This window comes from Micromonospora sp. NPDC047644 (assembly GCF_040704315.1).
Lineage (GTDB): Bacteria > Actinomycetota > Actinomycetes > Mycobacteriales > Micromonosporaceae > Micromonospora.
The window spans coordinates 131,316-143,757 of the sequence record NZ_JBEYSY010000016.1 but is presented as its reverse complement, the minus strand read 5'-3'; the positions used below and the strand labels follow the sequence as shown (position 1 = coordinate 143,757).

The 12,442-nt window shown below is 69.1% G+C and carries 13 protein-coding genes; 2 read left to right on the top strand and 11 right to left on the bottom strand.

All coding sequences use genetic code 11. The annotated features are described in order from the left end of the window. Window positions 1-8: 8 nt before the first annotated feature. The 4 genes from AB0877_RS25580 to AB0877_RS25565 form a co-directional block, all read right to left on the bottom strand. The gene (locus AB0877_RS25580) at window positions 9-1,061 is read right to left on the bottom strand and encodes a substrate-binding domain-containing protein (RefSeq protein ID WP_366612018.1); all 1,053 of its coding nucleotides are present in this window, start codon (window positions 1,059-1,061) and stop codon (window positions 9-11) included. Window positions 1,062-1,159: 98 nt separating this feature from the next. After that, the gene (locus AB0877_RS25575) at window positions 1,160-2,287 is read right to left on the bottom strand and encodes an ABC transporter permease (RefSeq protein ID WP_366612017.1); all 1,128 of its coding nucleotides are present in this window, start codon (window positions 2,285-2,287) and stop codon (window positions 1,160-1,162) included. Continuing rightward, entirely contained in the window at window positions 2,284-3,792 is a 1,509-nt protein-coding gene (locus AB0877_RS25570; RefSeq protein WP_366612039.1) for a sugar ABC transporter ATP-binding protein, read from the bottom strand. Before AB0877_RS25570 ends, AB0877_RS25575 begins: the two co-directional genes overlap by 4 nt. Before the next feature lie 133 nt (window positions 3,793-3,925). After that, window positions 3,926-5,104, bottom strand: coding sequence for an ROK family protein (locus AB0877_RS25565; RefSeq protein WP_366612016.1), 1,179 nt, complete (start codon window positions 5,102-5,104; stop codon window positions 3,926-3,928). Window positions 5,105-5,642: 538 nt separating this feature from the next. Here AB0877_RS25565 and AB0877_RS25560 point away from each other — a divergent pair. Next, entirely contained in the window at window positions 5,643-6,116 is a 474-nt protein-coding gene (locus AB0877_RS25560; protein ID WP_366612015.1) for a hypothetical protein, read from the top strand. Between the two features lie 73 nt (window positions 6,117-6,189). Here AB0877_RS25560 and AB0877_RS25555 read toward each other — a convergent pair whose 3' ends face one another. From AB0877_RS25555 to AB0877_RS25535, 5 genes are all read right to left on the bottom strand, one after another. After that, a complete protein-coding gene (locus AB0877_RS25555; RefSeq protein WP_366612013.1) occupies window positions 6,190-7,218 on the bottom strand; it encodes a YihY/virulence factor BrkB family protein in 1,029 nt (342 codons plus the stop codon). A 90-nt stretch (window positions 7,219-7,308) separates the two neighbouring features. Continuing rightward, window positions 7,309-8,118: an ABC transporter permease gene (locus AB0877_RS25550; protein WP_366612011.1), complete on the bottom strand. Its 810-nt coding sequence runs from the start codon at window positions 8,116-8,118 to the stop codon at window positions 7,309-7,311. A 40-nt stretch (window positions 8,119-8,158) separates the two neighbouring features. Further along, a complete protein-coding gene (locus AB0877_RS25545; protein WP_366612010.1) occupies window positions 8,159-8,947 on the bottom strand; it encodes an ABC transporter permease in 789 nt (262 codons plus the stop codon). A 238-nt stretch (window positions 8,948-9,185) separates the two neighbouring features. Then, a complete protein-coding gene (locus AB0877_RS25540) occupies window positions 9,186-9,377 on the bottom strand; it encodes a DUF397 domain-containing protein (protein WP_366612008.1) in 192 nt (63 codons plus the stop codon). Continuing rightward, window positions 9,368-10,156 (bottom strand): helix-turn-helix transcriptional regulator, encoded by a 789-nt coding sequence (locus AB0877_RS25535; RefSeq protein WP_366612007.1) that lies wholly within the window; start codon window positions 10,154-10,156, stop codon window positions 9,368-9,370. The genes AB0877_RS25540 and AB0877_RS25535 overlap by 10 nt, the downstream gene beginning before the upstream one ends. 270 nt (window positions 10,157-10,426) lie before the next feature. On the opposite strand from AB0877_RS25535, the gene AB0877_RS25530 reads away from it, so the two are divergent. Further along, window positions 10,427-10,663 carry a flavin reductase gene (locus tag AB0877_RS25530; RefSeq protein ID WP_366612006.1) on the top strand — a complete coding sequence of 79 codons (237 nt, stop codon included), beginning with the start codon at window positions 10,427-10,429 and terminating at the stop codon, window positions 10,661-10,663. 157 nt (window positions 10,664-10,820) lie between these two features. Here AB0877_RS25530 and AB0877_RS25525 read toward each other — a convergent pair whose 3' ends face one another. Then, complete coding sequence (locus AB0877_RS25525) at window positions 10,821-11,360, bottom strand: hypothetical protein (protein WP_366612004.1); 540 nt, start codon at window positions 11,358-11,360, stop codon at window positions 10,821-10,823. A 129-nt stretch (window positions 11,361-11,489) separates the two neighbouring features. Continuing rightward, window positions 11,490-12,422, bottom strand: a complete 933-nt coding sequence (locus AB0877_RS25520; RefSeq protein WP_366612003.1) for an ABC transporter ATP-binding protein — start codon at window positions 12,420-12,422, stop codon at window positions 11,490-11,492. Between the last annotated feature and the right edge of the window lie 20 nt (window positions 12,423-12,442).

Genomic DNA, 12,442 nt, shown 5'->3' with positions numbered 1-12,442 from the left:
CCGGTATGTCAGAACCCGAGCTTGTCGTAGCTGCTCGCGTTCTCCTTGGTGATCGTCTCCGAGGCCAGGGTCACTTCCTTGGGCACCTGCAGCTCCGTCAGGTCGCCCAGGCCCCGACCCTGCGCGATGAGCCGCGCGAGCGAGACCGCCGAGGAGGCCATCGACGGGTTGTAGGTGACAGTGGCCTTCAGCACGGTGTTGTCGGCCTTGATCGCGTCGATCGCGAGCTTGGAGCCCGCGCCGCCGACCATGAAGAACTCCGACCGGTTGGCCTGCTTGATGGCCGCGAGCACACCGATGCCCTGGTCGTCGTCGTGGTTCCAGATGGCGTCGATCTTCGGCAGCGCCTGGAGCAGCTGCGAGGCCTCACGCTGGCCGCTGTCCGAGGTGAACTCGGCCGAGCGACGGTTGCGCACCGTGAACCCGTAGGTCGCCAGGGCGGCCTTGAAGCCTTCGCTGCGCTCGACGGTCAGCGGGATCTCCAGGCCGGCGATCTCACCGATGACCGGGTTGGCGACGCCCTTGTCCTTGAGCATCTTGCCGATGAAGTGACCGGCCGAGACGCCCATGCCGTAGTTGTCGCCCTTGATGACCAGCCGCGAGGCCAGCGCGTCGGGGAACGCCCGGTCGAGGTTCACGATCGGGATGCCCGCCTGCATGGCCTGGAGGGCAACGGCGTTGACCTCCTTGCCGTCGTGCGGCAGCACGACGATGATGTCCGGCTTCTGGGCGATCAGGGTGCCGAGCGTGGAGCGCTGGGCCTCGGAGTTCGACCCACCGTCGACCTCCTTGAACTCCACGTCCGAGTAGGCCGCGGCCTGGGCCTTGGCGTTGGCGTGGATCGCGCCCATCCAGCCGTGGTCGGCGGCCGGGGCGGAGAAGCCGATGACGACCTTCTTGCCCGGGGCGTTGTTGCCCTCACTGTTTCCGGCGGCCTTGGTCTGGGTGCTGGCGGCCGGGGTCTCGTTGCTGGTGCAGGCAGTGAGGAGGGTGGCAGCGCCCACTGCGGCTCCACCGAAGAGCAACCGGCGGCGCGACAGGTCGCGACTGTGCTGGGTCATGAATGACCTCCTGGGAGCGGGATGTGACTTATCGAGGGTGTGCGAGGCCCGGCCACCGTCGAAGGTTCTCGACGTCGCCAGGACTACGGTGCGGTGCGTCAGGTTGCGGTGGTGACCCTGTTCCGCGCGAGGAGCCGAGTGACGGACTTGAACTGGAACTGCTGGACCAGGACGGCGGCGACGATGATGCCGCCCTTGACCATGTTCTGCGCCTCGATGGAGAGGCCGTTGATGGCGAAGAGGTTCGTGATGGTGGCGAAGATGATGACGCCGAGCAGCGAGCCGACGATCGTGCCCCGGCCGCCGCTGAGCAGCGTCCCACCGATGATCGCCGCGGCGATCGCGTCCAACTCGTACAGGTTGGCCATCGCCGCCTGCGCCGAGGTCGCCTGCGAGGTGAGCATGATGGCGGCGATACCACAGCACAGACCGGAGAGCGCGTAGAGCAGCATGGTGTGCCGCCGGACGTTGATACCGGCCAGCCGGGCCGCCTCCGGGTTACCGCCGACGGCGATGGTCCGCCGGCCGAAGGTCGTGCGGTTGAGCACCACCCAGCCGGCCAGCACCACCGCGCCGAGGATGTAGACCAGGATCGGGATACCGATGATCTTGCGCGCGGCGATGTCGTTGATGAAGGTGCTGCTCGACACCTGGGTCTGCTTGTTGGAGATGGAGGCCGCGAGCCCTCGCGCGGCCACCAGCATCGCGAGCGTCGCGATGAAGGGAACCAGCCGGCCGTACGAGATGAGCACACCGTTGACGAGGCCGACGCAGACGCCGACCGCGAGGGCGGTGAAGATCATGCCGGCGGCGCCGTAGCTCTGGGTGGCCACTGTGGTGCACCAGACCCCGGCGAGCGCGACGATCGCGCCGACCGACAGGTCGATGCCACCGCCGATGATCACGAAGGTCATGCCGACCGTGACCACGCCGACGACCGAGGCCAACTGGAGGATGGCCAGGACGTTGTTCCAGACCCAGTTCGGGTCGCCGTACAGGTCGGGCTTGGTGACCGCGCCGACCACGATGAGCGCGGCCAGCACCCCGATCAGGCCGAGGTTGCGCTTGGCGCCGTCGCCACCGTCACCCCGCCACCAGGAGAGCTTGCCCCCGGATCCTGCTTTGTCGCTGGCCACCGCCGTCTCCGCCGGATCCACCGGAGGCGACTGCGCCGGAAGCTGCGGGCGCTCCGGTGTCGCGGTGGGAGTGGGAGTCGCGTCGCTCATGCCGGTGCGCCTTCCATCAAGGACCCCGCCATCACGAGGTCAAGCACAGTGTTCTCGTCGAGTTCGCCGGCCGCGGCTTCGCGGACGACCCGCCCTTCCCGCATCACCAGCACCCGGTCGGCCAGACCCAGCACCTCGGGCACCTCGCTGGAGACCAGCAGCACCCCCACGCCCTGAGCGGCCAATTCCCGGATGACCTGGTAGAGCTCGGCCCGGGCGCCCACGTCCACGCCTCGGGTCGGCTCGTCGAGAAGCAGCAACTTGGTGCCGCCGAGCAGCCAACGCCCGACCACCACCTTCTGCTGGTTACCGCCGGACAGCGTTCGTACCGGCCGGTCGACGTCCCGGGGCCGCAGCTCCAGGGTCTCCGCGATCCGGTCCGCCTCGGCACGTTCCTTGGCGGCGTTGGTGAAGCCGAGGCGCGCGTACCGGCCGAAGGTGGCCAGCGTGACGTTGCGGTAGATCGGCTCGCCGAGCAGCAGCGCCTGACTCTTGCGCTCCTCCGGGGCCATTCCCATCCCGGCGCGAACCGCGGCGCCGACGCCGGGCCGCAGAACCTTCCCGTCCATCTGCACCGTGCCGGCCTCCGGGAGGCGGGCACCGTAGATCGTCTCCAGCAGTTCGGAACGACCGGAGCCGACCAGACCCGCGATGCCCACGATCTCCCCGGCACGCACGTTCAGCGACACGTCGGCGAACTCGCCAGTGCGGGTCAACCCCTGCACCTGGAGCAGGTCGGCGCCGGCGGGGTCGTCGGCCGGCCGGTCCGGGAAGACGTACTCGATGGTGCGGCCGGTCATCCGGCTCACCAGGTCGCGGGTCGGGGTGTCGCGCGCCGGCAGGTTCGCCGCCGTGGTGCGCCCGTCCTTGAGCACCGTGACCCGGTCGCCGATCTCGCGGATCTCCTCCATGCGGTGGGAGATGTAGATGACGGCGATGCCCTGCGCGGTCAGCTCCCGGATGATCCGGAACAGGTTGCCGACCTCGTCGTGGGCGAGCACCGCGCTCGGCTCGTCCATGATGATCAGTCGGGCCTCGTGCGACAGCGCCCGCGCCATGCTGACGATCTGCTTGCCGGCCGCCGGCAGGGAGCGGACCATCCGATTCGGCGGGATCTCACCGTGGCCGAGCCGGCTGAGGATCTGGCGGGTGTGCCGGGCCATCCGGCCGCGCCGGACGAAACCGAAGCTGCGGTACTCGTGCCCGAGGAACGCGTTCTCCGCCACCGACAGATCCTCGACGAGGTCGAGCTCCTGGTAGATCGTGGCGATGCCCGCCTTCATGGCGGCCTGCGGGTTGGCGAACGTTGCCGGCTCGCCGCGCCACTCCACCAGCCCGGAATCCGGTTGGTGGACCCCGGCCAGCACCTTGATGAGGGTGGACTTGCCGGCGCCGTTCTGCCCGAGCAGGCAGTGCACCTCGCCGGCACGCACCTCCAGCTGCACGCCGTCGAGCGCGCGTACGCCGGGGAAGGTCTTCACCAGATCGGTGAGGCGCAGGACCACCTCGCCCGCGACGGTGTCGGCGGGAGCCTCGACCAGCGGCGCCTCGGCGACGGCCTCGGCCGACGCGGTGGCGGGGTCATCCTCGGGCAGAGCCACAGTCTCCTCCTCGCTCACGACGGAATCTCGAACAGCTTCATGCGGCTTCCCCGAAGGCGACGTCGCTCGCCAGCACCGCCGCGCCGGTGACGCCGGCACGGCTGCCCAGCTCGGACAGGACGACGGGAAGGTTGCCGGTGGCCAACGGCAGTGAGCGCCGGTAGACCACACTGCGAATCTCGGCCAGCAGGATGTGGCCCAACTGGGCCAGCCCGCCACCGATCACGATCATCGACGGGTTGGTGAAGCTGACCAGACCGGCGAGCACTCCGCCGACCCGCCGTCCGCCGTCCCGGATCAGCTGGATGCAGGTCACGTCGCCCTCGACGGCGCCCTCGGCGACGTCCAGCGCGGTGACGACACCGCGCAGCGCCAGCCGCTCGGCCAGCGCCGGTGACGTCCCACTGCGGGCGGCGGCTGCGGCGTCCTTGGCCAGCGCGGCACCGCTGAACAGCGCCTCCAGGCAACCGACGTTGCCGCAGGAGCACATCGGGCCGTGCGAGTCGACCTGGATGTGGCCGATGTCGCCGGCACAGCCGTCGGTGCCCCGGTAGACCTCGCCGGCGAGGTAGATGCCGCACCCGATGCCGGTGCCGATCTTCACGAAGAGGAAGTCGTCCACCGAGTGGGCGACCCCGCCGTGCCGTTCGCCGATCGCCATGATGTTGACGTCGTTGTCGACCACCGCCGGGCAACCGTGCTCCCGGCTGAGCAGCTCACGCACCGGGAACCGGTCCCAGCCCGGCATGATCGGTGGGGAAACCGGCACGCCGTCGCGGAAGCTGACCGGGCCGGGCACGCCGACGCCGACGGCGTCCAGTCGCTCGTACGCGCCGTCGACCCGGGCCTTGTGCAGCAGTTCGTTGACCCGTTGCAGGGTCACCTTCGGGCCGTTGCGAATGTCGGCCGCCTCGGCGTAGTGGGCCACCGGTTCGAGGCGGCCGTTGACCACCTCGACGTCCATCGAACTGGCGCCGAGGTCGACGGCGGCGAAGCGCAGCTTCGGGTTCAGCTCGACCAGAGTCGAGCGACGCCCGCCTCGGGATGCGGCCAGCCCGGCCTCGGCCACGTAACCCAACGCCACCAGACGATCCAGCTCGGCCAGCATGCGCGGTCGGGGCATCTGGAGCCGGTCGCCCAGCTCGGCCCGGGAGACAGCGCCCTCGTCGCGGAGCAGCCGTAACAGGCGCACGTGCAGGGGGTCGACGGTGCGCACCCGGGCCCCCTCTTCATTGGCAGCGTTCACATCGACGCAATGTCGGTGTGTTGTGTCCGACACAGTAGGAGCGGTCGGATCGCCTGTCCAGAGCTTCGGCTGTTCCGACGCTAACTTTTGCTCAAACGGACAGAAGTTTCGGTCGCGCTTGCGACGGGATGGATCGGTTTCGCTGCGCACCCCGCCGCACCGACGCCCGCCGAGCGGGTGCGGCGAGCGCCGAGACGCCCCGACCGCGCCGCCGCGCCGCCGGGCTCCGGGAGTGCCCGACGGGCGAGCGCGAATCTCCATCGATGGCCATCGGTACGTCGGCACCGAGGCGCTCAAGCAGCGATTACGCGACCGAGGCGGGTGCCCGCGACACGCCAAATCAACGACTGCGACGTCGCCATAATTGGAAGGGACGTTGACAGTCGTCTACATGGTCGTTAACGTTCCTGAGCATCGACAGCTACGGGGCGAGTCGCGCACCGCAATTCTCCAATCGCGATGACCTTCCGTTCTGTCGTGCCCGAATACCCCGACGGGAAGGACCCCAATGAAACGACCGACGCGCTTTATCGCGGCCATGTCCGCAGTAGCGTTCGTCGCGCTGTTCTCACCATCGGCAGCCCAGGCGGCACCGTCCTCGACCAGCTCTGACGTGGGCATTGCCGCTGCGGCACCCGTCCGGCAGGCTGCTTCCAGCACTGCCGAGGGCGACTTCGGCACCCTCGGAAACTGCACCGCGGGGATTTTCTGCGGCGAGGTGAAGAACCGCCTCGGCCGATCCATCAAACTTTCGGGAAACTGGCCGACCAACAGCAAGACGATGTGGCTTCCAGCCGGCCAGGGCAGCGCATCCGATTCGAGGTACTACTACGAATTCCGGGACACTGACGGTTTCCAGGTGCCGAGCGGATACATTTACTACGACAGCGTGGGTAACAAGTATTACCCCGGCTGGCACAAGGTGAACGACCTCCAGGTGGTCACGCTTAACGGCTGGTGCCTCACCACCGCCTGTAGCTGACGCTCAACTCCTGACAATGGTCGTCAGTGGCTGTCGGACCCGTGATGGGTCCGACAGCCACTGACGCGTCGCCTCAACCGGCCGCACCGCGCTGGTTGCGCTTCTTCTTGAGCTTGCGGTCGTCGCGCAGCTCCACGTACGGCTCGTCGTCCACCGAGTGGCCGGCCGCGATGGCCCGGCCACGCTCCAACTCCGCGTCGAACTCCGCCCCGAGCAGGATCGCGATGTTGCTCAGCCAGAGCCAGACCAGGAAGACGATCACCCCAGCGAGGGTCCCGTACGTCTTGTCGTACGAACCGAAGTTGCTCACGTAGAAGGCGAACAGGCCGGAGATCACCAACCAGATCACCACGGCCAGCACTCCGCCCGGGCTGACCCAGCGGAAGCCTCCGTGTCGCGCGTTCGGTGAGGCCCAGTAGAGAATCGCGAACATCAGACTGACCAGGATCAGCAGCACCGGCCACTTGGCGATGTCCCAGACCGCGACCGCCGTCGAGCCGAGCCCGATCACGTCGCCCACCGCCTCGGCGAGGCGGCCGGTGAAGACCACGATCACCGCGCAGACCAGCAGCAGCACGCCGATCACCGCTGTCACGCCGGCCCGGATGGGCAGCGTCTTCCAGATCGGCCGGCCCTCCGGCACGTCGTAGATGGTGTTGGACGCGCGCATGAACGCGCCGACGTAACCGGACGCGGACCAGAACGCGGCCAACAGACCGATGATCGCCGCGATGCTGGCCAGGCCGCCGTTCTTGTCCGCGACGCCGATCGCGTCCGTGATGATCTGCTGAATGCTGTCGTTCGGCACCGCCTGGTTGACGGTGTCCTTGACGCCTTCGGTGGCGCTCTCGCCGAGCAGACCGAGGATCGAGATCAGCACCAGCAGGCCGGGGAAGATCGACAGCACCCCGTAATAGGTGAGCGCGGCCGCCCAGTCGGTCAGGCTGTCGTCCTGGAATTCGGTGATCGTCCGCCGCAGCGCCGCCTTCCAGCCGCTGCCGGGCAGGTCGGTCGGGCTGTCCGGCCCGGCGTCGGGCCCGACCGGTGTGGTGGCGGGATCACGGTCACGCTCCCGCTGGGCGGAAGACTCGTTCGAGGCCATCGCCCCTCCTCTTCGTCGGCGGTGTCACCTCCGGCTCTTCGTCGGCGGTGTCACCTCCGGACATGCCCCGTCGACGGGCGCGGATAACCCCTACCTGTAGAGCAACCTCGCCATCCGGCGCGAGGCCACCAGCAGGCCGAACGCCATCATCGCCAGCAGGTAGAGCACGTCGAGCAGCCAGACCCAGCCACCGCTGCCCAGCGTGACCCCTCGGATCAGGTGCACCGACCGGTACAGCGGGGTGACCTCGACGAGCCAGTGCAGCAGCGGCGGATAGGCCTGCGCCGGTACGAAGGTGCCGGAGAAGAGGAAGAGCGTGAACTGCGCGGAGGCCATCAGGTCGAAATCCTGCCAACTGCGCATGAAGGTGGAGATCGTCATGCCGAGTGCCCCGAACGCGAAACCGACAAGCACCGCCGCCGGGAGAGCGGTCAACGCCCGGGTGACGCTGGTCAGGTCCAGCGCGACCATCACCCCGAGGAACGCGGCCGAGTAGGCGCTGCCCCGCAGCATCGCCCACGCCAACTCGCCCACGGCGATCTCGAACGGCCGTACCGGGGTGGCGATCATCCCGTCGTACAGCTTCATGTATTTCATCTTGCCGAAGAAGTTGAAGGTCGTTTCCGAGAGCGCCCCGGTCATCGCCGAGGAGGCGAGCATCGCCGGAGCCACGAACGCGGCGTACGCGACCAGCCGCCCGTCGGGCAGCGGCAGATCGCCGACCAGCGCACCGACGCCTACCCCGATGGAGAGCAGGTAGAGCAGCGGCTCCACGAAGCCGGAGAGCAACAGCAGCCAGTAGGCCGGCTTCAACGCCGCGACGTTGCGCCCGACCACCGACGCCGACCGCCGGGACGCGGCGGAGACGTCGACCAGGCGGGGCAGGATCAGCGTGACCACGACACCCTCTCTGCTTGCTGTCGGGAAGACGAGCCGCTGCTCAGACGACGAGCTTGCGACGGAACGCGCGCACCGCCAGCAACCAGCCGGCGACCGCCCAGGCGGCCAGGTAGAGCAGGTGCCCCACGACCGACCACTGTGGGGCTACGCCGAGCGTGGCCGCGCGGCACAGGTCGACGGCGTGCCACAGCGGCGTCGCGTACGCCAGCCAGCGCAGCGCGTCGGGCAACGACTCGACCGGGAAGAACACCCCGGCGAAGAGCGTCATCGGGATGACCGCGAACCGGAACAGCATCGCCAGCCAGTTGTCGCCCGACACCGACGCGGAGTACGCGAAGGTCGGCGCGGCGACGGCCAGCGCGAGCAGGGCGACCACCGGCAGGGTGGCCACCGCCCACGGCGACAGCAACGCCCCGAACAGGCCGGTGACCAGCAGGAACGCCACAATCGTGGTGAGCACCCGGAACAGCACGAAGGCCAGGTGCCCGGCCACGATGTCACCCACCCGCAGCGGCGACGCGCCCTGCGCGAAGTAGGTCCTGACCCACTGGAAGTTACTGAACACCGGCCAGGTCGAGTCGCCGACCGTCACCTGGAGCGCGGTCGAGGCGATCAGCCCGGGGACCAACCAGTCGAGGTAACGCACCCCGCCGACGCCCTGGTCGATGTAGGCGCCGACGCCCAGCCCGAACCCGACGACGGTCAGCAGCGGCAGCAGGAACGACGAGAACACCCCGGCCCGCCAGGTGCGCCGCAGACCCACCAGGTAGTGCTCGAACACCGCATACGCCGGCACCCAGGGAAACCGCGCCGATCCCGTCGCACTCACCCGATCACCCCGCCCACCGCGCCGACCACCACGACCTGTCTACCCATCGGGTACGACAGACCGCCGGTCACCCTACGACGACCCCGCCGACGTGTCGCCCGGGTTTCGCCGCGTCCCCCTGGGCCTCCGCTGATCCCGCCCGTTGATCCACCCCGGTTTTCAGGAAGTTGCGGTGTCAGAGCCGCCCCAACACCCCGACTTCCTGGAGAGCGGGGTGGGTTCGTGATCACCGCACCAACTAGCGGCGGACGGCGTCGGACCCGACGAACGCGCGCCACGTGTCGGGCGCGAAGACCAGCACGGGGCCGGTCGGGTCCTTGGAGTCCCGGACGGCCACCACCCCAGGCAGGTTGCCGGCAACCTCTACACAGTTGCCGCCATCTGGGCCACTACGAATGCTCTTGCGCCACCGGGCACCGGTTAAATCCATGTCTCCGCCACTTCCGCCATGAGATCGAGAGATTGCCCGTGCGTTAGTGCCTCACCGCGGATCGACTCCCATACCTCGACCATCTGACGGACGTAGTCGGCCCGGTCGATGACCTGCCCGTGACGCTGTCCAGCGAGGTAGACAAGGTCCTCCCCCTGCGACGAGCTTGCGATCACGAAAGGCCCTCCGAGGCCAGCGTAAGCACCGGCGGGAGTCGGCACTACCTGGATCCGGACCCTCGGGAACGCCGTGCCAACCTTCACGAGGTGCTGAATCTGCTCGCGCATGACGTCCGGCCCACCAACACATCGGCGCAGCACGTGCTCGTCGATCACGGCAGTGAGCAGCGGAGGCCGGTCTCGGGTGAGCAGTCTCTGACGGTCCAGCCGGGTTGCCACCTGCTGCTCGACCTCGTCCGCCGCGAACAAGCCGCCGCCGGCCAGTAGCGCGCGGGCGTACCCCTCGGTTTGCAAGAGGCCCGGCACGCACAGCGGCTCGAACGAGCGCAGCGCTGTGGTTTCCTGCTCGATGCCGGCCCAGTCGCGGAACCACGGCACCACCGCCTCCCGGCTGATCCGTCGCTGGATGCGCTCGAACCGGCCGTCGGCTGCGAACACGGCGTCACACCGGCGGGCGAAGTCCAGACTCGGGCGGCGCTCGGATGTCTCCACCTTGGCGACCAACGCCCCGGAATAGCTCAACGTCTCGGCCAGCGCGGCCTGTGACATCCCGTTGGCGGCCCGGGCCAGCCGCAGCTCCTCGGCGAAGTGCTCCAGCATGGACGAACTCTCCACGGACACCCTCCGTACATTCCCGTACCGTGCCGGGCCGATTGCCGTACGCGCTGGTCGTCGGCGTGCGGAACCTCCCACAGTAGTCGGGGCCTCAGCAGACTGTCACGCAGCGGAACCGCTCACGGGATCCAGACGGCGGGCGGAACCAGGCCGGGAGCGCCCCGTGACCCCCGATCCGGGGCGCTCCCCACCCACCCGATGGAGGTTCTCCCCCGTGCGACTCACCTGGCCGGCTCACGACGGCGGCAGGCTGTGATGCCCCGGTACCGCCCACACGTCGCGGCACGCCCGTCCTGGCGTTGCCGGGTCTGCGGCGCGGCGTGGCCCTGCTCACCGGCCCGGCTGGCGCTGCTCGGCGAGTACCGCGAGGACCGGATCGGCCTGCTCATGTTCCTCGCCACGTTGCTGTACGAGGCGGCCGGGGACCTCGCCGGCCAGGCCGGTCAGGACCGGTTGACCGATCGGTTCCTCACCTGGGCCAGAGCCCGTTGAGCGGTCATCGTTGGCAGCTCAGCAGCTCGACACGCCGGAACGGTTGCTGCTGAGCTGCCAACGATCGGACGGTTGAATCGTGGTCGGACCGGCTGCTCAGTGGGCCGAGCCGAGGTGTCGACGGGCGGGCGGCCCCGACCTCGGCGAGCTGTGCCGGTCAGGCCGGCCGGTAGCCGCGGATCAACGCCTGCACGGCGTAAGCGAGCAGCAGCACGCCCGCGCCGACGCCGACCACCAGACCGGCGGAGACCGCCGAGGCGAGGCCGGTGACGAGGCCCGCCACCGCCACCAGGCACAGCGCGGCACCGAGCGGACGAAGCAACGGATCCCGCAGGAGCGGGGCGAGCGGGAAGAAGTGCAGACCGACCACCAGGCAGACCAGCACCGACACGTACTCGGACCAGTTGGCGGCGACCAGCACGGCGGCACCCAGGCCGGCGGCGACGAACTCGGCCACGACGATGAGCAGGTACGGGCGGTCGGCGGCCCGGTCCCGAGGGCTGCCGGCCCGCCGCAGTCGGGAGGCCAGCACACCGCCCAGCACTGCGGTGAGCAGTGCGGCGATGCTGCCCACCACGAGCAGGGCACGCAGCGGCTGCTCCGCCGCCGGCACACTGAACCAGACCATCGCGAAGATGCCCAGGTAGAGGGCGGTCAGCCCGGCCTGACGTCGGTTGGCGGTGACCAGATCAGACATGAAACTCCCCCGGGGAACGACAGACGGCCGTCACCCTACGGTCCTGGCCGGTGCGTGATCGACTCGGGTTTCAGGAAGTCGCGGTGTCAAAGCCGCCGTATGACCCCGACTTGCAGGAAACCGAGTGGATCAGTCGACCAGGGTGCGGCCGGTCAGGTGCAGGAAGACATCCTCCAGGCCACTGCGCCGGACCAGCACGTTAGCCGGCTGGAGCCCCAGCGCGGTGACCTCGGTGACCGCCGCGTCGCCGTCGGGCACGTAGAGCAGGACCCGGTCGGGCAACACCTCGACCCGCTCCCCCAGCCCGTCGAGCTTGCCAGCGAAGGGCTCCTGTGACTCGGCGGCGAAGCGCAGCTCGACCACCTCACGGGTCGAGTGCTGCTCGATCAACGCGCGGGGCGAGCCCTCCGCGACGATCCGGCCGCCGTCCATCACCACCAGCCGGTCACAGAGCTGCTCGGCCTCGTCCATGTAGTGGGTGGTGAGCACCAACGTGACGCCCTGCCGCTTGAGCCGGAACAGCCGCTCCCACACCAGGTGCCGGGCCTGCGGGTCGAGCCCGGTGGTCGGCTCGTCGAGCAGCACGATCTCCGGATCGTTCACCAGCGCGCGGGCGATGGTCAGTCGACGCTTCATGCCACCGGACAGCGGCTCGACCTTGCTGTCGGCCCGCTCGGTGAGCTGGACGAAGTCGAGCAACTCGGCGGCGCGCTCCCGGGCCGCCCGGCGGGAGATGCCGAAGTAGCGGGCGTAGACGGTCAGGTTTTCCCGGACGGTCAGCTCCGGATCGAGATTGTCCAGCTGGGGGCAGACCCCGAGGCGCGCCCGGATGGCCGGCCCGTCAGCCACCGGATCCAGGTCGAGGATGCGCAGCTCACCCGCGCTCGGTGGGGAGATGCAGCCGATCATCCGCATGGTGGACGACTTGCCCGCGCCGTTGGGCCCGAGGAAGCCGAACGCCTCACCCGGGCGAACCTCGACGTCGATGCCGTCCACGGCGGTGAAATCGCCGAACCGCTTCACCAGCCCACGAGCCTGAATCAGTGGTCGCCCCGCAGTCACCGCCCGACCCTAACCGCCCG

What these genes read in the sequence shown, in the direction of transcription:
- AB0877_RS25560 (WP_366612015.1), top strand. Translation starts at nt 5,643, where the DNA reads ATGAAACGACCGACGCGCTTTATCGCGGCCATGTCCGCAGTAGCGTTC.
- AB0877_RS25580 (WP_366612018.1), bottom strand. Translation starts at nt 1,061, where the DNA reads ATGACCCAGCACAGTCGCGACCTGTCGCGCCGCCGGTTGCTCTTCGGT.
- AB0877_RS25555 (WP_366612013.1), bottom strand. Translation starts at nt 7,218, where the DNA reads ATGGCCTCGAACGAGTCTTCCGCCCAGCGGGAGCGTGACCGTGATCCC.
- AB0877_RS25525 (WP_366612004.1), bottom strand. Translation starts at nt 11,360, where the DNA reads ATGTCTGATCTGGTCACCGCCAACCGACGTCAGGCCGGGCTGACCGCC.
- AB0877_RS25540 (WP_366612008.1), bottom strand. Translation starts at nt 9,377, where the DNA reads ATGGATTTAACCGGTGCCCGGTGGCGCAAGAGCATTCGTAGTGGCCCA.
- AB0877_RS25535 (WP_366612007.1), bottom strand. Translation starts at nt 10,156, where the DNA reads ATGCTGGAGCACTTCGCCGAGGAGCTGCGGCTGGCCCGGGCCGCCAAC.
- AB0877_RS25575 (WP_366612017.1), bottom strand. Translation starts at nt 2,287, where the DNA reads ATGAGCGACGCGACTCCCACTCCCACCGCGACACCGGAGCGCCCGCAG.
- AB0877_RS25530 (WP_366612006.1), top strand. Translation starts at nt 10,427, where the DNA reads ATGCCCCGGTACCGCCCACACGTCGCGGCACGCCCGTCCTGGCGTTGC.